At 40.5% G+C, this 19,921-nt stretch carries 22 protein-coding genes; all 22 read left to right on the forward strand.

What is annotated here, in order from left to right:
* Positions 1 to 14: 14 nt before the first annotated feature.
* Entirely contained in the window at positions 15 to 917 is a 903-nt protein-coding gene (gene sucD, locus ABG082_RS07825; RefSeq protein ID WP_007499624.1) for a succinate--CoA ligase subunit alpha, read from the forward strand.
* Positions 918 to 980: 63 nt separating this feature from the next.
* On the forward strand, positions 981 to 1,883 hold the full coding sequence (gene dprA / locus ABG082_RS07830; RefSeq protein ID WP_348936736.1) for a DNA-processing protein DprA: 903 nt from the start codon (positions 981 to 983) through the stop codon (positions 1,881 to 1,883).
* A gap of 194 nt (positions 1,884 to 2,077) precedes the next feature.
* Complete coding sequence (gene topA, locus ABG082_RS07835; protein WP_008344821.1) at positions 2,078 to 4,153, forward strand: type I DNA topoisomerase; 2,076 nt, start codon at positions 2,078 to 2,080, stop codon at positions 4,151 to 4,153.
* 70 nt (positions 4,154 to 4,223) lie between these two features.
* Positions 4,224 to 5,528, forward strand: coding sequence for an FADH(2)-oxidizing methylenetetrahydrofolate--tRNA-(uracil(54)-C(5))-methyltransferase TrmFO (gene trmFO, locus ABG082_RS07840; RefSeq protein ID WP_007499618.1), 1,305 nt, complete (start codon positions 4,224 to 4,226; stop codon positions 5,526 to 5,528).
* Between the two features lie 62 nt (positions 5,529 to 5,590).
* Positions 5,591 to 6,508 carry a tyrosine recombinase XerC gene (gene xerC / locus ABG082_RS07845; RefSeq protein WP_007499616.1) on the forward strand — a complete coding sequence of 306 codons (918 nt, stop codon included), beginning with the start codon at positions 5,591 to 5,593 and terminating at the stop codon, positions 6,506 to 6,508.
* A gap of 14 nt (positions 6,509 to 6,522) precedes the next feature.
* Positions 6,523 to 7,068: an ATP-dependent protease subunit HslV gene (hslV, locus tag ABG082_RS07850; RefSeq protein ID WP_007499614.1), complete on the forward strand. Its 546-nt coding sequence runs from the start codon at positions 6,523 to 6,525 to the stop codon at positions 7,066 to 7,068.
* Positions 7,069 to 7,084: 16 nt separating this feature from the next.
* A complete protein-coding gene (gene hslU / locus ABG082_RS07855; RefSeq protein WP_017367242.1) occupies positions 7,085 to 8,485 on the forward strand; it encodes an HslU--HslV peptidase ATPase subunit in 1,401 nt (466 codons plus the stop codon).
* A gap of 34 nt (positions 8,486 to 8,519) precedes the next feature.
* A complete protein-coding gene (gene codY / locus ABG082_RS07860; RefSeq protein ID WP_041108981.1) occupies positions 8,520 to 9,299 on the forward strand; it encodes a GTP-sensing pleiotropic transcriptional regulator CodY in 780 nt (259 codons plus the stop codon).
* Positions 9,300 to 9,587: 288 nt separating this feature from the next.
* Positions 9,588 to 9,977: a flagellar basal body rod protein FlgB gene (gene flgB, locus ABG082_RS07865; protein ID WP_198406498.1), complete on the forward strand. Its 390-nt coding sequence runs from the start codon at positions 9,588 to 9,590 to the stop codon at positions 9,975 to 9,977.
* Positions 9,977 to 10,429, forward strand: coding sequence for a flagellar basal body rod protein FlgC (gene flgC, locus ABG082_RS07870; RefSeq protein WP_007499610.1), 453 nt, complete (start codon positions 9,977 to 9,979; stop codon positions 10,427 to 10,429). Before flgB ends, flgC begins: the two co-directional genes overlap by 1 nt.
* An 11-nt stretch (positions 10,430 to 10,440) precedes the next feature.
* Positions 10,441 to 10,758 (forward strand): flagellar hook-basal body complex protein FliE, encoded by a 318-nt coding sequence (gene fliE / locus ABG082_RS07875; protein ID WP_007499609.1) that lies wholly within the window; start codon positions 10,441 to 10,443, stop codon positions 10,756 to 10,758.
* Between the two features lie 50 nt (positions 10,759 to 10,808).
* On the forward strand, positions 10,809 to 12,401 hold the full coding sequence (gene fliF, locus ABG082_RS07880; RefSeq protein WP_210552433.1) for a flagellar basal-body MS-ring/collar protein FliF: 1,593 nt from the start codon (positions 10,809 to 10,811) through the stop codon (positions 12,399 to 12,401).
* 11 nt (positions 12,402 to 12,412) lie between these two features.
* Positions 12,413 to 13,429 (forward strand): flagellar motor switch protein FliG, encoded by a 1,017-nt coding sequence (gene fliG, locus ABG082_RS07885; protein WP_008344808.1) that lies wholly within the window; start codon positions 12,413 to 12,415, stop codon positions 13,427 to 13,429.
* Positions 13,422 to 14,186 (forward strand): flagellar assembly protein FliH, encoded by a 765-nt coding sequence (fliH, locus tag ABG082_RS07890; RefSeq protein WP_017359090.1) that lies wholly within the window; start codon positions 13,422 to 13,424, stop codon positions 14,184 to 14,186. The genes fliG and fliH overlap by 8 nt, the downstream gene beginning before the upstream one ends.
* Entirely contained in the window at positions 14,183 to 15,499 is a 1,317-nt protein-coding gene (gene fliI, locus ABG082_RS07895; protein WP_008344803.1) for a flagellar protein export ATPase FliI, read from the forward strand. The genes fliH and fliI overlap by 4 nt, the downstream gene beginning before the upstream one ends.
* Before the next feature lie 8 nt (positions 15,500 to 15,507).
* On the forward strand, positions 15,508 to 15,951 hold the full coding sequence (fliJ, locus tag ABG082_RS07900; RefSeq protein ID WP_024720352.1) for a flagellar export protein FliJ: 444 nt from the start codon (positions 15,508 to 15,510) through the stop codon (positions 15,949 to 15,951).
* Between the two features lie 12 nt (positions 15,952 to 15,963).
* Positions 15,964 to 16,650 carry a MotE family protein gene (locus ABG082_RS07905; protein WP_017359089.1) on the forward strand — a complete coding sequence of 229 codons (687 nt, stop codon included), beginning with the start codon at positions 15,964 to 15,966 and terminating at the stop codon, positions 16,648 to 16,650.
* Positions 16,651 to 17,973, forward strand: a complete 1,323-nt coding sequence (locus tag ABG082_RS07910) for a flagellar hook-length control protein FliK (protein ID WP_203085356.1) — start codon at positions 16,651 to 16,653, stop codon at positions 17,971 to 17,973.
* The gene (gene flgD / locus ABG082_RS07915) at positions 17,973 to 18,416 is read left to right on the forward strand and encodes a flagellar hook assembly protein FlgD (protein ID WP_017359087.1); all 444 of its coding nucleotides are present in this window, start codon (positions 17,973 to 17,975) and stop codon (positions 18,414 to 18,416) included. Before ABG082_RS07910 ends, flgD begins: the two co-directional genes overlap by 1 nt.
* 21 nt (positions 18,417 to 18,437) lie before the next feature.
* Positions 18,438 to 19,229, forward strand: a complete 792-nt coding sequence (gene flgG / locus ABG082_RS07920; protein WP_017359086.1) for a flagellar basal body rod protein FlgG — start codon at positions 18,438 to 18,440, stop codon at positions 19,227 to 19,229.
* Positions 19,230 to 19,266: 37 nt separating this feature from the next.
* Entirely contained in the window at positions 19,267 to 19,482 is a 216-nt protein-coding gene (locus tag ABG082_RS07925) for a flagellar FlbD family protein (protein WP_008344794.1), read from the forward strand.
* Positions 19,479 to 19,907, forward strand: a complete 429-nt coding sequence (fliL, locus tag ABG082_RS07930; protein ID WP_007499592.1) for a flagellar basal body-associated protein FliL — start codon at positions 19,479 to 19,481, stop codon at positions 19,905 to 19,907. The genes ABG082_RS07925 and fliL overlap by 4 nt, the downstream gene beginning before the upstream one ends.
* The last annotated feature ends 14 nt before the right edge of the window (positions 19,908 to 19,921 follow it).

Consider the following 19,921-nt stretch of genomic DNA (forward strand, 5'->3'; position numbering starts at 1 on the left):
GGCAGGGAACCTAAATGAGTGTATTTATTAATAAAAATACGAGAGTAATTGTTCAGGGGATTACCGGTTCAACCGCATTATTCCATACAAAACAAATGATTGAGTATGGAACAAATATCGTTGGCGGTGTCACACCTGGAAAAGGTGGAACTGAAGTAGAGGGAGTTCCTGTATTTAATACTGTATCTGAAGCAGTACAGACAACTGGAGCAAATGCTTCTGTTATCTATGTACCAGCACCATTTGCAGCAGACGCCATTTTAGAGGCTGTTGATGCAGAAGTGGATCTAGTGATTTGTATCACAGAACACATTCCAGTTCTGGATATGGTTAAAGTGAAACGCTATATGGAAGGTAAGAAGACAAGACTTGTTGGACCGAACTGTCCTGGTGTGATTACACCTGAAGAATGTAAAATTGGCATCATGCCTGGCTACATTCATAAAAAAGGTCATGTTGGTGTTGTGTCTCGTTCTGGAACGCTTACATATGAAGCGGTACATCAGCTTTCAGAGGCTGGTGTTGGTCAATCAACAGCTGTAGGAATTGGCGGCGACCCTGTCAATGGTACGAACTTTATTGATGTATTAAAAGCCTTCAATGAAGATCCTGAAACGCATGCTGTGATCATGATTGGTGAAATCGGCGGTACTGCTGAAGAAGAAGCAGCTGAATGGGTAAAAGCAAATATGACCAAGCCGGTTGTTGGCTTTATTGGCGGTAAAACAGCGCCTCCAGGAAAACGTATGGGACATGCTGGTGCCATTATTTCTGGTGGTAAAGGAACTGCTGATGAAAAAGTAAAAACAATGCGTGAATGTGGAATTGAAGTGGCAGAGACACCATCTGTCATGGGAGAAACCTTAATTAAAGTGTTAAAAGAGAAGAATCTCTTCGAAGCTTGTAAAACGCATTAATGACACAAGAAGACTTGTTCTTTGACAAGTCTTCTTCTTTCTATCTTAAACTGGAGGAATGGTATGTACAACGTGTCCGAAAGAATGATTTTTCACCGCTTAAAAGGCCTCATCTCACCCTCTTTGTTAACAAAATGGTGGAAAGTCGATCCTGAGCTATATATAAATGAAGAAACACATCATTTCAAACAGGATCGATCATTACAAAAGATCGACTTTACCCGCTTACAACAAGCTGAAGAAAATGAATTCCCCATTTTTCAACACATCGTTCAAGCCTATTTAAAGCAAAATATTCACATGATTCCCATCACATCACCTTTATATCCCAGCTCACTAAAACACATTTATGATCCTCCCCCAGTATTATTCCTAAAAGGAAACGTTACCTATTTAAATGAAGAAAAAAGTTTAGGTGTAGTAGGTACACGAGTGCCATCCTGTTATGGAGAAGCGTGCGTGAAGAAAATTGTTGGAGAACTAGTAGAGGAAGATTGGATGATTGTGAGCGGTTTAGCAAAAGGAATTGATGGACTTGCACACAAAGAGTGCATAAGAAAAAAAGGAAAAACGATTGGTGTTGTAGCTGGTGGCTTTCAACATGTATATCCAAAAGAACATGTGCAAATGGCTCAATATATGGGAGAACATCATTTACTGTTGTCAGAGCATCCGCCTTATATCAAACCAGAAAAATGGCATTTTCCAATGAGAAACCGATTAATTAGTGCCCTGACAAGAGGAACCATCGTGGTTCAATGCAAAGAAAAGAGCGGATCGCTTATTACAGCCTATCAGGCATTAGAGCAAGGAAAAGAAGTGTTTGCTGTTGCAGGATCGATCTTTGATTCTAATTCTATAGGTCCAGCTAGACTGATTCAGCAAGGTGCCAAGCTTGTTCATTCAACGAAGGATATTTTAGAGGAATTCTCTTTGAGCGGTGTTCAATATACTGAACTCACATAAAAATATCGTTTGACAAAAGACATCGGAATATTTAATAATAGTGAGGATTTAAGTTTACACTTTGTTTTTCGTGTTTATAATGATGTTCATCATAAAGAATTTTTAACGATTGCCTGTTAGATAGGTGCAATTAACATAAATATAAATTTGTGAAATGGATAAAGAGAGAACACCTCTTAAGGGGGATTTTGAGTATGGCTGATTATTTAGTCATCGTTGAGTCGCCAGCAAAGGCGAAAACGATTGAGCGTTATTTAGGAAAAAAGTATAAAGTAAAGGCTTCAATGGGGCACGTAAGGGATTTACCGAAAAGTCAGCTTGGTGTTGACACTGAGCATGACTTCGAACCGAGATATATTACGATTCGAGGAAAAGGTCCAGTCTTAAAAGAATTAAAAACAGCAGCGAAGAAAGCAAAAAAAGTATATCTCGCAGCTGACCCCGACAGAGAGGGAGAAGCGATTGCTTGGCATTTAGCCCACAGCCTTGACCTTGACCTCTCTTCAGATTGCCGCGTTGTCTTTAACGAGATTACAAAAGATGCAATTAAAGATTCCTTTAAACATCCACGTATGATCGATATGGACTTGGTTGATGCGCAACAGGCAAGACGGATTTTAGATCGTCTCGTTGGATATAAAATCAGCCCGATTTTATGGAAGAAAGTCAAAAAGGGCTTAAGCGCCGGTCGTGTTCAATCAGTTGCACTCCGCCTGATTATTGACCGCGAGAATGAAATTAATGAATTCAAACCAGAAGAATACTGGACAATTGATGGCACCTTCCTAAAAGGGAAAGAAAGTTTTGAAGCGAGTTTCTTTGGCGTAAATGGCAAAAAACATCCGCTAAAAACAAAAGAAGATGTAAAAGAAATCCTTTCGAAATTAAAAGGAAGCAAGTTTTCTGTTGAAAAAGTGACGAAAAAAGAACGTAAACGCAACCCAGCTGTTCCGTTTACAACATCTACCTTACAACAAGAGGCAGCGAGAAAACTAAACTTCCGTGCGAAGAAAACGATGATGATTGCACAGCAATTATATGAAGGAATTGATCTTGGTAAAGAAGGTACAGTAGGTCTCATTACATATATGAGAACGGACTCAACACGTATTTCCAATACGGCAATTGAAGAAGTATCTGCTTTCATTGATCAAACGTACGGCAAGAATTTCTTGAATACAACAAAACGTACTGCCAAAAAGAACGAAAATGCACAGGATGCTCACGAAGCCATCCGTCCGACTTCTACGCTAAGAAAACCAGCAGATGTTAAACATGTGCTAAGTAGAGATCAGCTTCGTCTTTATAAATTGATTTGGGAACGTTTTGTGGCAAGCCAAATGGCACCAGCTGTTCTTGATACAATGAGTGTGGATCTTGAAAATAACGGGCTTACTTTCCGTGCAAATGGAAGTAAGGTGAAATTCCCTGGATTTATGAAAGTATATGTTGAAGGGAAGGACGACCAGTTAGAAGAAAAGGACAAAATGCTTCCTGATCTGAAAGAGGGAGACACCGTTCTTTCAAAAGATATTGAACCAGAGCAGCACTTCACGCAGCCGCCTCCACGTTACACTGAGGCAAGACTTGTCAAAACCCTTGAAGAGCTAGGTATTGGCCGCCCATCTACGTATGCACCAACATTAGATACCATTCAAAAGCGTGGCTACGTGGCACTTGATAACAAACGGTTTATTCCAACAGAGCTTGGAGAGATTGTGCTCAACTTAATTATTGAATTCTTCCCTGAAATCATTAACGTAGAATTTACTGCGAAAATGGAAAAAGAACTTGATAGCGTTGAAGAAGGTACGATTGAATGGGTACGCATTATCGACAGTTTCTATCAAGATTTTGCAAAACGGGTAGAAAAAGCAGAAGCAGAGATGCAGGAAGTTGAGATCGAGCCTGAATACGCCGGAGTTGATTGCGAAGAGTGTGGTCATCCAATGGTGTACAAAATGGGGAGATACGGTAAGTTCATGGCATGCTCTAATTTCCCTGACTGCCGTAACACAAAACCAATTGTCAAAGATATTGGTGTCAAATGCCCGACTTGTCACGAAGGAAATATCGTTGAACGGAAATCTAAGAAGCGCCGCATTTTTTACGGTTGCGATCGTTTTCCAGAGTGTGAATTCGTCTCTTGGGACAAACCAATTGAAAGAAAGTGTCCAAAATGCGAAAATATGCTTGTAGAGAAAAAGCTGAAAAAAGGCATTCAAGTTCAATGTGTGAACTGTGATTATAAAGAGGAACAACAAAAATAGCGGTGAGCAGCCTTGTTCACCTGCTTTTTTATGTCATCAAATAGAACTTACGAAATAGGAGAGTTGTACAATGAGTCAATTTGTAAATGTGATCGGAGCAGGTTTAGCAGGAAGTGAAGCGGCATGGCAAATTGCCAAGCGCGGAATTAAAGTCCATCTGTATGAAATGAGACCTGTCAAACAAACACCAGCTCACCACACTGATAAATTTGCGGAGCTCGTATGCAGTAACTCATTGCGTGCGAATGCTTTAACGAACGCAGTAGGTGTTTTAAAGGAAGAAATGCGTCATTTAGATTCAGCAATCATCGCAGCAGCAGATGAAAGCTCGGTTCCTGCTGGTGGAGCGCTTGCAGTAGATCGTCATGAATTTGCAGCGAACGTCACAGACCGCGTGAAAAATCACCCGAATGTGACGGTCTTTCAAGAAGAAGTGCAAAGCATTCCAGAAGGTCCGACGATTATCGCAACGGGTCCTCTTACATCAGAAGCACTTTCAAAAGAATTAAAATCTTTAACAGGTGAAGAGTATTTATATTTCTACGATGCAGCAGCGCCGATCCTCGAGAAAGACAGCATCGATATGGATAAAGTGTACTTGAAATCACGTTATGATAAAGGGGAAGCGGCTTATTTAAACTGTCCGATGACAGAAGAAGAATTCGATCGTTTTTATGAGGCGCTCATTTCTGCTGAAACTGTGCCGTTAAAAGAGTTCGAAAAAGAAATCTTCTTCGAAGGCTGTATGCCCATTGAAGTCATGGCCAAAAGAGGGAAAAAAACCATGCTCTTTGGCCCGATGAAACCAGTTGGACTTGAAGATCCAAAAACAGGAAAAAGACCTTACGCTGTTGTTCAATTAAGACAGGATGATGCAGCAGGTACTTTATATAATATTGTTGGTTTCCAAACACATCTAAAGTGGGGCGATCAAAAGGAAGTATTCCGTTTGATCCCAGGTCTTGAAGAGGCTGAGATTGTTCGCTATGGTGTGATGCATCGTAATACATTTATTAACTCGCCAAGCCTTCTAAAACCGACGTATCAATTTAAAAATAGAGACGACTTATTCTTTGCCGGACAAATGACTGGTGTTGAAGGATATGTTGAGTCCGCGGCTTCAGGATTAGTGGCTGGAATCAATGCAGCTCGTTTTGTTAAAGGAGAAGAGCTTGTGACACTTCCAGAAGAAACAGCGATTGGCAGTATGGCTTACTACATCACATCAACAAACAAGAAAAGCTTCCAGCCGATGAATGCAAACTTTGGATTGCTGAAAGATCTTGGCGTTCGAATTAAAAACAAACAAGAGCGCTATGCAGAGTACGCTAAACGCGCAATCGAAACTATTCAAACTATTTCGAAATCTCTGTAGTAAAACATTGCACGGAAAGCAAGATATGTGATACCATTTAAAAGCCTTAAAGAGGTGTAAAAATGACAGATAAACAGCGTCTTGTCCACTTATTCATTGAATATTTGCAGATTGAAAAGAACTATTCAGCTTTAACGATCTCAGGTTATACTGAGGCGATTGAAGAGTTTGTCAGATTTATGAACATTCAAGGAATAGACGGTTTTGAAGAGGTATCCTATCAAGATACGAGAATTTATTTAACAGAAGCTTATGAAAAAGGCCTTACAAGAAGAACGATTAGTAAGAAAGTCTCTGCACTTCGCAGCTTTTATAAATTTTTATTAAGAGAACAGCTTGTGAAAGAAAATCCTTTTTTACTCGTTAGCTTACCAAAGCAGGATAAGCGAATTCCTTCATTTTTGTATGAAGAGGAACTAAAAGAGCTATTTACAGTTTCTGATGTAAATACACCGCTTGGTCAAAGAAATCAAGCCATTTTAGAACTACTTTATGCAACAGGTATGAGGGTCAGTGAGTTATGTTCATTAAAAGAATCTGATCTTGATTTATCGATGGATACAGTGCTTGTACATGGGAAAGGCAGCAAACAGCGGTATGTACCTTTCGGATCTTATGCACATGAAGCGCTCTCCACATATTTAGAGGATGGAAGGCAGAAGCTGAAAGTGAAGGGAAAGGATCGTGCTGATTCACATGTGTTTTTGAATCAGCGCGGAGCTCCTCTTACAGATAGAGGCGTTCGATTCATTCTAACTGAATTAATGAAAAAGGCGTCTGGCACATTACATATCCATCCACACATGTTAAGGCACACCTTTGCTACGCATCTTTTAAACGAGGGAGCGGATTTAAGAAGTGTTCAAGAACTTCTCGGTCACTCAAATTTATCATCAACACAGGTGTACACGCATGTATCAAAAGATTCTTTAAGAAAAACGTACATGTCTCATCACCCAAGGGCTTTTAAACGATCCTAAAAGGAGGTTTTTTCATGTCATCATTTCATGCAACCACAATCTTTGCCGTTCAACATAAAGGAAAAAGTGCGATGGCTGGAGACGGTCAAGTCACTTTTGGGCAGGCTGTCGTCATGAAACACACAGCAAAAAAAGTGCGCCGTCTTTTCGGAGGCAAAGTACTCGCAGGTTTTGCTGGTTCAGTTGCAGATGCATTTACACTCTTTGAGAAGTTTGAAACGAAGCTTGAAGAATACGGTGGTAACCTAAAACGAGCAGCTGTAGAACTGGCGAAAGAATGGCGGAGTGACAAGATGCTCAGACAGCTTGAGGCCATGCTTATCGTCATGAATAAAGAAAGCATCCTGCTCGTATCTGGAACAGGAGAGGTCATCGAGCCAGACGATGGCATTTTGGCTATCGGGTCAGGCGGCAACTACGCGCTTAGCGCCGGGAGAGCACTCAAAAAACATGCAGGTGACCATCTCTCAGCTCGAGAGATTGCAAAGGCGGCTCTTGAAACGGCCGGAGAAATCTGTGTCTACACGAACGATCAAATCACTTTAGAAGAGCTTGAATAGAAAGGACATGAGACGTATGGAGAAAAAGCCGTTCACCCCAAGAGAGATAGTTGAAAAGCTCGATCAGTACATTATTGGTCAGCTTGATGCGAAAAAAGCAGTGGCGGTGGCTTTAAGAAACCGTTACAGAAGAAGTCTTTTACATGATAAGCTAAAGGATGAAGTCGTTCCTAAAAACATCTTAATGATTGGTCCGACAGGTGTGGGGAAAACAGAAATTGCCCGCAGAATTGCAAGGATTTCTGGTGCACCTTTCATTAAAGTGGAAGCGACGAAGTTTACTGAAGTTGGATATGTCGGACGTGACGTAGAATCAATGGTCAGAGATTTAGTGGAAACAGCAATCAGACTAGTCAAAGAAGAAAAAATGAAGGATGTTCAAGAAGAAGCGGAAAAACAAGCAAACAAACGGCTTGTTCATCTACTTGTTCCTGGAAAGAAAAAAAGTCAGTCTGTGAAAAATCCTTTTGAGATGCTGTTTGGTGGTTCTGATGCTGATGAAAGTGATCGAGATCACTCAAGTGAAGAAGTAGAGCTTGAGTCGACGAGAAAACGCATTGCGCACCAGCTGGCGATGGGTGAACTTGAAGACCATTACGTCACGATTGAAGTTGAAGAGCAGCAGCCTTCCATGTTTGATATGCTTCAAGGCTCGGGTATGGAGCAAATGGGTATGAACATGCAGGATGCGCTTAGCAATCTCATGCCTAAAAAGAAAAAACGCAGAAAGCTGACCGTCAGAGAAGCGAGAAAAGCGTTAACTGCTGAGGAAGCTTCAAAACTGATTGATATGGATGAAGTCGGTCAGGAAGCCGTGCAAAAAGCAGAGCAGCAAGGAATCATCTTTATCGATGAAATCGATAAAATTGCCAAAAGCGGTGGTACATCGTCTGCAGATGTTTCTCGTGAAGGGGTTCAACGTGATATTTTACCGATTGTAGAAGGTTCCACTGTGATGACGAAGTATGGGGCTGTGAAAACAGATCATGTTCTATTTGTAGCAGCAGGTGCTTTTCATATGGCGAAACCCTCGGATTTGATTCCAGAGCTTCAAGGACGCTTCCCAATCCGTGTAGAATTAGATAAATTAAGTATAGAAGACTTTGTGAAAATCTTAACGGAACCAGATAACGCGTTATTAAAGCAATATAAGGCTTTACTTGAAACAGAAGGTATATCTCTTGAATTTTCTGACGATGCTATTCATAAGATTGCCGAAGTGGCTTATCACGTCAATCAGGAGACGGATAACATCGGTGCAAGAAGGCTTCACACCATACTTGAGAAGCTGCTAGAAGAGCTCTCATTTGAGGCGCCTGATATTACAATGGAAACAGTGACCATTACCCCTCAGTATGTAGAAGAGAAGCTAGGAAAGATTGCAAATAACAAAGACTTAAGTCAATTTATACTTTAACAAATGAATAAAGTAATCTAGGAGGATCATTATTATGGCGTTACTACAAAAAACAAGGATTATTAACTCGATGCTGCAAGATGCAGCGGGGAAACCGGTTAATTTTAAAGAAATGGCAGAAACACTGAGAGATGTCATTGATTCAAACATTTTCGTATTAAGCAGAAGAGGGAAGCTTCTTGGCTACTCTATTAACCAGCAGATTGAAAATGCACGTATGAAAAAAATGCTGGAAGATCGTCAGTTCCCTGAAGAATATACAAAAAGCTTATTCAATGTCCCTGAAACATCTTCAAACCTTGACATCAACAGTGAGTACACAGCTTTCCCGATTGAGAACCGTGATTTATTCCAATCCGGTTTGACAACGATTGTGCCAATTATCGGAGGCGGAGACCGCTTAGGGACGTTAATCCTTTCTCGTTTGCAAGATACATTCAAAGATGATGATTTAATTCTTGCTGAATACGGCGCAACAGTTGTTGGAATGGAGATTCTTCGCGAGAAAGCGGAAGAAATTGAAGAAGAAGCAAGAAGTAAAGCGGTTGTTCAAATGGCAATCAGTTCTCTTTCATATAGTGAGCTTGAGGCGATTGAGCATATCTTTGAAGAACTTGATGGCAACGAAGGGCTGCTTGTGGCAAGTAAGATTGCTGACCGTGTAGGAATCACTCGTTCAGTGATCGTAAACGCACTTCGTAAATTAGAAAGTGCAGGCGTTATTGAATCTCGTTCTCTTGGAATGAAGGGAACATACATCAAAGTATTAAACAACAAATTTTTAATTGAACTTGAAAATTTAAAATCTCACTAATCAAAAAACCCTTTTCGGCCGAAATAAACGCTGAAAAGGGTTTTTTTGTATAAAAAAAGAGGATTTGTCCGAAAAATGACACTCTTTTTTCCAAGAAACCCCTTACAATTCTGTAGTGCTTTGAATCTAGGTCTTTATACCTATTCGTAAAATAGATATATATTACGAGTTTTTTTTACAATTACATCATAGACTTTAATCCTATTATTTCTTACAATGAACATATGGTTTTACAAATCTCGACATGATTAAATGGAATGAAATACATATGATTGGAGGTATATGGTTTTGGATATATTTTCTGGAACGATAAGCAACCTTGAGAATGCCTTGGGCAGAGCGAATGTTAAGCAAAAAGTCATAAGCAATAATATCGCGAATATAGACACACCGAACTACAAGTCTAAAAAAGTTGCATTCCACGACATGCTAAATGATGCGTCAATCAAATTAGATGCTAAAAAAACATACCAAGGTCACATTGATTTTTCTGAAACAGGGTCTAATTATTCAGTTGTTTCGAGTAACCGTACTTCTTATCAAGAAAACGGAAATAATGTCGATATTGATCAAGAGATGAGTGAACTCGCTAAAAACCAAATTCAGTATAATGCGTTGGTTGAAAGAATGAGCGGAAAGTTCAATTCTCTTAAAACAGTTTTGACAGGAGGTAAGTGATGTCGATTTTTTCAGGCGTTAACGCTTCGGCCTCAGCATTAACAGCACAGAGGCTCAGAATGGACGTTGTATCCTCGAACCTTGCGAATATGGATACAACAAGAGCTAAACAGGTTGATGGCAAGTGGGAGCCTTATAGACGCAAGCTCGTCACATTACAGCCGTCAGGTGAATCATTTTCATCTATATTGAACTCAAGCATGAATTCGAGCGGCAAATTAGGAAACGGCGTCAAAGTAACAAAAATTACTGAAGACGAAACTCCATTCAACCTTCAATATGATCCTACAAATCCCGATGCCAATGAAAATGGATATGTTCAAACACCAAACGTTGATCCATTAAAGGAAATGGTTGATCTCATCAGCAGCTCAAGGTCATATGAAGCAAACGTGACCGCGCTGAATGCGAATAAAAGCATGCTGATGAAAGCTTTAGAAATAGGAAAGTAAGGTGAAAAGAATTGGTTAACGCAATATCTCCTTTCCAGCTTCAAACCGCTCAGCAAGCAAGTGAATTGACGAATGCATCGTCTGTGCAGGCGGCTGCACCTAAAAGTCAAACGAATTTCTCTGATGTGCTGAAGAATTCCATTGAGGCATTAAATCAATCACAGCTGAAATCAGACCAGTATACGAATGCTCTCGCACAAGGGAAAGATGTCAATCTCGATGAAGTCATGATTGCTTCACAAAAAGCGAGTGTGACACTCACAGCTGCAACCGAGTTTCGGAATAAAGCAGTCGAAGCGTACCAAGAGATTATGAGAATGCAGATGTAGGAGGTGCTGGTGGACAAAAAATAGACTGAATGGAATGACCGGGGGTTAAGATGAATCGTACTTTAATGCAATTAAGAACAAAAACAGTTGAGTTTTGGCGAAATCGATCAAAATTACAAAAAATACTCATGATTGGCGGCGTAGCTGCCCTAGCAATCATTATTACGGTTGTTAGCATCTTTGCTTCTTCTGAAAAAATGGTTCCGTTGTTTAGAGATTTGTCTGAGGCAGAAGCAGGACAAATCAAACAGGAACTGGATGGCAAAAACGTTAAATCGGAACTTGCAAATAACGGAACGACGATTTTAGTTCCTGAAAAGCAAGCAGACACTTTAAAAGTAACACTTGCATCTGAAGGACTTCCTAAAACGGGGAATATTGATTACTCCTTCTTTGCGAACAATTCCGGCTTCGGTTTAACAGATAATGAATTTGATGTTCTGAAAGTAGACGCAACTCAGACAGAACTATCCAATCTGATCAACACGATTGATGGGATTAAAGATTCAAAGGTTATGATTAACCTGCCAAAAGATTCCGTTTTTGTTGGAGAAGAGCAAAGTAATGCATCAGCATCAATTGTGCTGCAAGTTCAACCAGGCTACACGCTTACTCAGCAACAAGTAAAAGGCCTTTATCATCTTATTTCAAAAAGTGTGCCGAATTTAAAAACAGAAAACATTGTCATTATGGACCAAGATTCCAACTACTATGACTTAAACAGCAGCTCAGATTCCTATGCAAGTGGAATGGATGCACAGCAGCAGAAAAAAGAGGAGATTGAAAAGAATCTTCAACGAAAAATTCAACAGCTGCTTGGAACGATGATGGGTCAAGAGAAAGTTGCCGTATCGGTCACTACAGACATTGATTTTACTGAAGAAAAAAGAAAAGAAGATCTTGTCGAACCAGTTGATCAAGAAAACATGCAAGGAATTGCTGTCAGCGCTGAAAAGATTGCTGAAACTTATTCAGGTAGTGGCGCAGCAGCTGGAGGCACCGCTGGAACAGGTGACGATGATGTCACAAATTATCAAGGTGCCGATGGAACGAATGGAAGCGGAGATTACGAAAAGAGCGAAGATCGTATCAATTATGAAGTCAACCGCATTCATAAAGATATCAAAGAAAGTCCTTATAAAATCAGAGACGTTGGCATTCAGGCACTAGTTGAACCGCCTACTGCAAACGATCCGAACTCATTAACTGCTGAAAGGCAGGATGATATCAAAAAAATTCTTTCAACCATCATCAGTACATCGATTGATAAAGAATACACAAACGGTCAAGCGCTCACTCAAGCTGACTTAGATAACAAAATCGTTTTATCTGTATCAAAATTAGACGGTAAACAGCAAACGGCAGCAGAAAACCCTTCAAACAATATTCCGATTTGGGTTTATATTGTTGGCGGTGTGCTACTACTTGCCATTATCGCTCTCATTATCCTTCTCGTACGTAAGCGAAGAAAAGAAGAGGAAGAAGAGTTTGAGTTTGATGAACGTACACCAATCCATGTTCCTGATATCGATACTGAGCCAGAAACAGAAGAAATGGTGAGAAAAAATCAGCTTGAAAAAATGGCAAAAGATAAACCAGAAGACTTTGCTAAATTGCTACGCAGCTGGCTGTCCGAGGATTAGGAGGAATACACATGTCGAGAAAAGATCCAAATCGACTAACAGGCAGACAAAAAGCAGCAATCCTAATGATTTCCTTAGGGCTAGACGTGTCAGCATCTGTATACAAACATCTGTCTGAAGACGAAATAGAAAAATTAACATTAGAAATTTCAAATGTAAGAAGTGTAGATACTGCTAAAAAAGATGAGATCATCGAAGAATTTCACAGCATTGCCATCGCGCAGGACTACATATCACAAGGCGGCCTTATGTACGCAAGACAAGTGCTTGAAAAAGCGCTTGGTGAGGACAAAGCGGACAGCATCTTAAATCGCTTAACATCCTCACTTCAAGTGAAACCATTTGATTTTGCTAGAAAGGCTGACCCAGAGCAAATTTTAAACTTTATCCAGCATGAGCATCCACAAACCATTGCGCTCATTCTTTCCTACCTAGATCCAGTACAGGCTGGACAGATTTTATCTGAGTTAGGCGAGGAAGTACAAACTGAGGTTGCAAGAAGAATTGCTTTAATGGACCGCACATCTCCAGAGATCATCAATGAGGTGGAACGTATTCTTGAACAAAAGCTCTCTTCAACCTTTACGCAAGATTATACCCAAACGGGCGGAGTCGAAGCGGTAGTCGAAGTCCTGAATGGTGTAGACCGTGCAACGGAGAAAACCATTTTAGATACACTAGAAATTCAAGATCCTGAGCTTGCTGATGAAATTAAGAAACGTATGTTTGTCTTTGAAGACATTGTCACTCTTGATAGCAGAGCCATTCAGCGCGTGATTCGAGATGTTGAAAATGACGATTTACTACTTGCACTCAAAGTGGCAAGCGAAGAAGTCAAAGAAATTGTCTTCCGCAACATGTCGCAGCGTATGGTCGAAACGTTCAAAGAAGAAATGGAGTTTATGGGACCTGTCCGGCTTAGAGATGTCGAGGAAGCACAGACTCGTATTGTCAGCATCGTAAGACGACTTGAAGAGGCTGGAGAAATCGTCATAGCTCGAGGTGGAGGAGACGATATCATTGTCTAGGATTATCAAACATGAAACATCTGTTATTCCTGAACAAGGCCGTCAAACCATTCCCTTGCAGCAAGTGGAATTCAAAAGAGAACATCACGAAGAAGAGCTTGTCAACGAAACAGAAGCATCTCAACTTGTATTAAGTGATGCACAAGATGAAGCGAGCCGTATTTTAGAACAAGCAAATCGTGAGCTGGAACAAACAATGGCTGAAATCAATCAGCGGCGAGCTGATTTTGAAGCAGAAAGAGTACAGCTCATTGAAGAAGCGAAACAAACAGGATATCAAGATGGTTTTCAAAAGGGCGAAGCAGATGCGACTTTACAGTATCAATCGATTCTTGATCAAGCGAATGACATTGTCAGCCTTGCAAAGCAGGACTATGAAGCAAAAATTGAAAGCTCTGCTGAAGAAATTGTCGAACTTGCCTTTGAGCTCGCTAAACGAGTATGGAATGCAGCTGAGGACACAAAAGAACAATTTTTAACGCTAGTGAAGCAGGTCATTTCAGAAGTGAAAGAATATGACGATATTTCCATCTATGTCGACCCTGCACATTACGAACATGTGATGGAATATAAAGACGAATTAAATAGAATCCTTCAAAAGAATACACATCTTGCCATTTACTCGGATGAAAAAGCACCAAAAGGTACTTGTTACGTCGAAACAAGCTTTGGAAAAGTGGAAGCGAGTGTTGATACCCAAATGAATCAGTTAAAAGAAAAGTTATTAGAAGTCATTGATTCAGGTGATCACAAATGAACATAGATGTGCTAAAAGAAACGATTGAAACCGCCGATCCTTATAAACGTTTTGGTAAAGTCAATCGAGTTGTTGGACTGATGATCGAGTCCAAGGGGCCAGAAAGCTCAATCGGTGATGTATGTCTGATTCACAAAAAAGGGAGCAAGAATCATCCGATCAAAGCAGAAGTCGTTGGCTTTAAAGATGAAAACATTTTGCTCATGCCCTACGTAGAAGCCTCTAACATCTCACCAGGCAGTCTTGTTGAAGCAACAGGTGAGTCGTTAAAGGTCAAAGTAGGAACTGGTTTAATCGGGCAGGTTGTTGATGCCTTCGGTGATCCACTGGACGGCAGCATGCTTCCTAAAGGACTTGCACCTGTCTCAACAGAACAATCTCCTCCAAACCCGATGGACAGACCGCCTATTCGTGAAAAAATGGGCGTTGGTGTCAGAGTGATCGACAGCTTGCTCACAGTCGGCACTGGTCAAAGAATTGGCATATTCGCGGGAAGCGGTGTTGGTAAAAGTACCTTGATGGGGATGATTGCCAAGCAGACAGAAGCGGATCTCAATGTCATTGCACTTGTTGGAGAGCGTGGACGTGAAGTTCGCGAGTTTATCGAAAAAGATTTAGGAGCTGAAGGACTGAAGCGTTCGATTGTTGTTGTCGCAACTTCAGATCAGCCCGCACTGACAAGATTAAAAGCAGCCTATACTGCAACAGCTATTGCCGAATATTTCAGAGACAGAGGAAAAAATGTCATGTTTATGATGGATTCTGTCACAAGGGTCGCCATGGCACAGCGGGAAATAGGACTTGCAACCGGTGAACCGCCAACAACAAAAGGATATACGCCTTCAGTGTTCGCTATACTGCCAAAATTGCTAGAACGAACTGGAACAAATCAACTTGGTTCCATCACAGCGTTTTACACAGTGCTTGTTGATGGTGACGATATGAATGAGCCGATCGCTGATACAGTGCGGGGGATTTTAGATGGCCACATAGTACTTGATCGTGCATTGGCCAACAAAGGACAGTTTCCAGCTGTCAATATTCTGAAAAGTATCAGTCGTGTCATGAGTAATATCGCAAGTCATGATCACAAGGAAGCGGCTAACCGGTTCCGCCAGCTTTTATCCACATATCAAAACGCTGAAGACCTCATTAACATTGGAGCATATAAAAAAGGCTCCTCTAAAGATATTGATGAGGCCATGCAAGCTTACCCACAACTGATTTCATTTTTGAAGCAGGACGTTGAAGAGGCTGTATCGATTGAAGACAGCGTGAGGATATTGCTCAGTTTGATGAATAGAGAGGATTGACAAAAACAGTGAGATATCAATACAAATTTCAAAAGCTCTTAGAATTGAAAGAAAGTGAAAAAGACAAATCACTCGCAGCGTATCAACAATCCGTTTCGGCATTTGAGCAAGCCGCTGAAAAACTCTATGAAAATATGAGTAAAAAAGAGCTAATGGAAAAGAGCAAAGAAGAAAAGCTGAGAAGTGGGATGAGTGTTCAAGAAATGCGTCATTACCAGCAATTTGTGACGAACTTAGATAACACCATTCATCATTATCAGCAGCTTGTGATCATGAAACGCCATCAAATGAATGAAAAACAATCTGATTTAACTGAAAAAAATATTGAGTTTAAAAAGTTTGAAAAAATGAAAGAAAAGCAATTTGAAAAGTTCTCCCTTGAACATAAGGCAATTGAAATGAAAGAAATGGATGATATCTCTATCAGCCAATTCATGTTTCAAGGACATTAGGAGTCGAGATGAATGCCTAAGAAGGAAAAAACAAAGGAATCAAGTGGCGGCGGTAAATTTCAATGGATCTTGTTTATTGTCATTATCCCATTGGTTGTGCTTGTGATCGTGACGGGCACAATCCTTTATATGGCGGGTTATGATCTAAAGAAACCGCTCCAAAACATTCCGGGGATTAGCAGCTTGGTTGGATCAGATGACACATCAAAAACGTCATCTTCAAATAACGATCAACGTGATACAGAGTTGAAAGCGTTGAAAAAGACGATTAAAGAACAAGAGAATGAACTTGAAATTGCTCAAAAAGACTTGAAGACAAGTGATGAAGAGATTAAACGATTGAATCAAAAAATCAATTCACTTGAAAAAACATCTGATAAAGAGAACACGTCAGCAAGTGACAGTTCATCAAACAGTACATCATCAAGTAATAACGCATCAGGATCTTCCTCTGATTCGTCAGCATCTTCTAACCAGCAATCAAAAGGAAAGGTCGCCAGCATTTATGAAAGCATGGATGCAGGGAAATCTGCCAAAATTTTATCAGAGCTAAGTGATAAAGAAGCTTTGAAGATCCTTGAAGAACTGAGTAAAAATAAGCTGACGGACATATTAGCAAAACTGACACCTCAGAAGGCAGCAACGTTCACGAAGGAGCTTGCCAAAAAAGAAGAAAGTGAAAATGGGGGTGGACAATAAGTGAAGCTATTGGACATTGGAGCCTTACAGCAATCTTCCCAAAGTCTCTCGGGACTAAAGGGAGAGGGGGCAGTATCTGCTCGCGGCCTGTTTAAACAATTGTTAAATGGCGCAGGTATTCAAAGTGGTCCAGCTATTTCTCAACCAGCGGAAATCACTCTATCCATGAATGATGCGATGCAAATCATTGAAAGATGGATGCAATCACCTGAAGAAGGAATAGATGGAGATCTTCTTACGGCACTTCAGGCGCTGCAAGGTCAAAAGCTTGAAGGGGCTGACTTAAAGTCACTTGAAGAGCTATTTCAAAAGATGGAATCGGTTATCTATGGCGATCAGGATGAGAAGCCAGTTGCTGAACATAGTGAACAGCTCATACAAGTCCACTTTTTCTTATATCAAATACTGAATCAGCAGCCGGTGAGCTTTGATGCAAAACTTGTACAGGATATTCAAGCAAAAGGTGAAGATTTCATCAAGTTTCTAACGAAAAACGGAGCAGATGAAAAGCTCATTCAACAAGTAAAAGAGCAGTTCTTCTCGCAAGGATCGGCACCTAAGCTGAATAATATGTCGCAAAGCGAGCTGAAACACTTTAATCAGTTAATCGATCATATGATGGCGAATGCGAAAGGGTCAGATAAAGAATGGAAAATTTCCTTAGGAGAGTTAAAAGAAATGGTTGCTCCAAGGCAAGAATCTTCCTTCTCATCTCCAGCAAAAGGTGCTGCCTCACTTGAATGGCTTATGAAGAAAGAAGTCATCAAAGGTCAAGGCACTGCGGCACCTGCTTCTGAAAAAACAATCACCCATACGCTGCTTCCAGGGCATAAACAGTTTTTCCAACTGCAATCAGCTGCTCCTATGCAGCAGACGCAAACAACTGACGAAAAGCCAGGCACGGTTGATCAGCAGATTTTAAATACGTGGAAACAAATGAAGTTCACACCATTTGGCAATTCAAGCGGACGGTTTACCGTACGATTAAATCCAGAAAATCTCGGGTTTATCACCATCCAGCTAACGAAACAAAACGGGATGTATGCGAGTAAAATTACAGCTTCAACGCAAGCAGCAAAAGAGCTGCTCGAGCATCATCTGCCTCAGCTCAAGCAGGCGCTACCGAATATGTCGGTTCAAGTTGACCGTTTCCATATACCGCTTCAGTCAAATGAGCAACCGTCTTTTGGACAATTTAATGAGGAAGGCAAGCAGCAGCCATCAAAAGGACAAAGTTTCCAGCAGCCTGATGAACAGGAAGCTGAATTCCAAGATGTACTAGATGCGCTTGTTGGATCAGAAGAAGAAGAGGAGGAGATCTAATGGCAACTGTTGATGCGACGAATAGAACAGCCGCACAAGCGGACACTTCTTCAAACGCAGCAAAGAAAACAGATACACTTGGCCGAGATCAGTTCTTGAAAATCTTGCTTACGCAGCTTCAAAACCAAGATCCGACAAACCCGATTGATGACCGTGAGTTTGTCACACAGCTTGCAACATTTTCTTCTTTAGAACAGCAAATGAATATGAATGAATCAATCACCAAAATGAATCAGATCATGTCTACATTTGTTGCACACCAAGATCCATTTACGACATATGTAGGCTGGATTGGTAAAGAAGTAGCGGGTAAACAAGATGATAAAGACATATCTGGCACTGTGAAGTCTGTGAAAAACATAAACAATGAATACTTCCTATATTTAGAAGATGGAACGAAAATCAGCCCTTGGGACGTTACAACTGTTGGAGAAAAATCGTAAGCAAATCGAGGAGGAAAATAAATGTTACGCTCACTTTACTCAGGAATTAGTGGAATGAAAAACTTCCAATCAAAATTAGATGTTGTAGCCAACAACGTAGCCAACGTCAACACACACGGATACAAAAAAAGCCGTATCACGTTTAAAGATATGGTCAGCCAAACCATTGGAAGTTCTGGTGGGCCAACGAACAACTCTGGTTCAATCAACTCAAAGCAAATTGGTTTAGGGTCATCTTTATCTTCAATCGATAAAATCATGTCAGCGGGATCTTCTCAAAATACAAATGAACCTTACGACTTCTATATCAATGGAGATGGGTTTTTCCGTATTGAAGTTCAAGGAGAAGTTCTTTATACAAGAACAGGAAATTTCGACACTGATTCAGAGGGAAGCTTAGTCACCCCTGATGGAAATTATCTACTTGGAATGAATGGACAAAAGATAACGATTCCAGACGGTGTTTCAAGTGTAAGTGTTGGTCCAGATGGAACGATTTCGGTTGTTGAAAACAATGTATCAAGAACCGTTGGTCAAATATCACTCGTATCTTTCCGTAACGCAGGAGGGCTAGACAAAGTTGGTGACAACCTTTACCGCCAAACGTTAAGCTCAGGTGCTCCAAGTAATCCAATCGTACCAGGTGAACAAGGAACGGGCGTCGTCCAAACAGGTAAACTTGAAATGTCAAACGTTGATTTAACAGATGAGTTTACAGAAATGATTATCGCACAGCGTGGATTCCAATCGAATGCAAAGACGATCACAACATCTGATGAAATTCTGCAAGAACTTGTGAATCTGAAACGATAGGAGGTAGGAGGAGCGGTTTATCGCTTCTCTGCTTAATATGATTGAAGTGACAAGATTAAATGGCAAAGGATTTATGCTCAACGCTCTCCATATCGAGCAAATCGAAAGCTTTCCAGACACGACCATTACACTCGCCAATGGAAAGAAATTCGTTGTGAAAGAAGATGAAGAGCAGCTTCAGGAGAAAATCATTTCTTTCTATAGAAAAATCCAAGTCATTTCATTGAATCAAGGAATAGAGGAGTTTGAATGAAGAAGAAATTAGTCGTAGTAATGCTAATCATGATTATTGCTATCGTCGGAATTGGAGCAGGTATTGTCTTTCTGGTGAATGGGTCAGACGAAGCAAAAGCAGAAAAAGAGCCAACAGCAGATGAAGTCGTAAAAGCTTCTGTTGAAATTCCTGAGATTGTGACCAATTTAAAATCTGAAGGAAATGCGGTCAAACTTGTACTAAATATTGAAACAGATTCAGAAAAAGCCAAAGAAGAGCTTGAAAAAAGAAGCTTCCAAGTGAAGGATGCTGTGATCGACATTTTATCAGACACGAATGCAGATGAACTTGATGGCAAAAAAGGCAGAGAACATTTTAAAACACAGGTCAAAAACAAAGTGAATAACTATTTGCAAGATGGCAAGGTGAAAGAAGTTTATATAACCTCCTTTAATCTGCAATAGAGGCGATTAATTGA

This window comes from Bacillus sp. BS1807G30, from assembly GCF_040047675.1.
GTDB classification, from domain to species: Bacteria; Bacillota; Bacilli; order Bacillales; family Bacillaceae; genus Bacillus; species Bacillus altitudinis.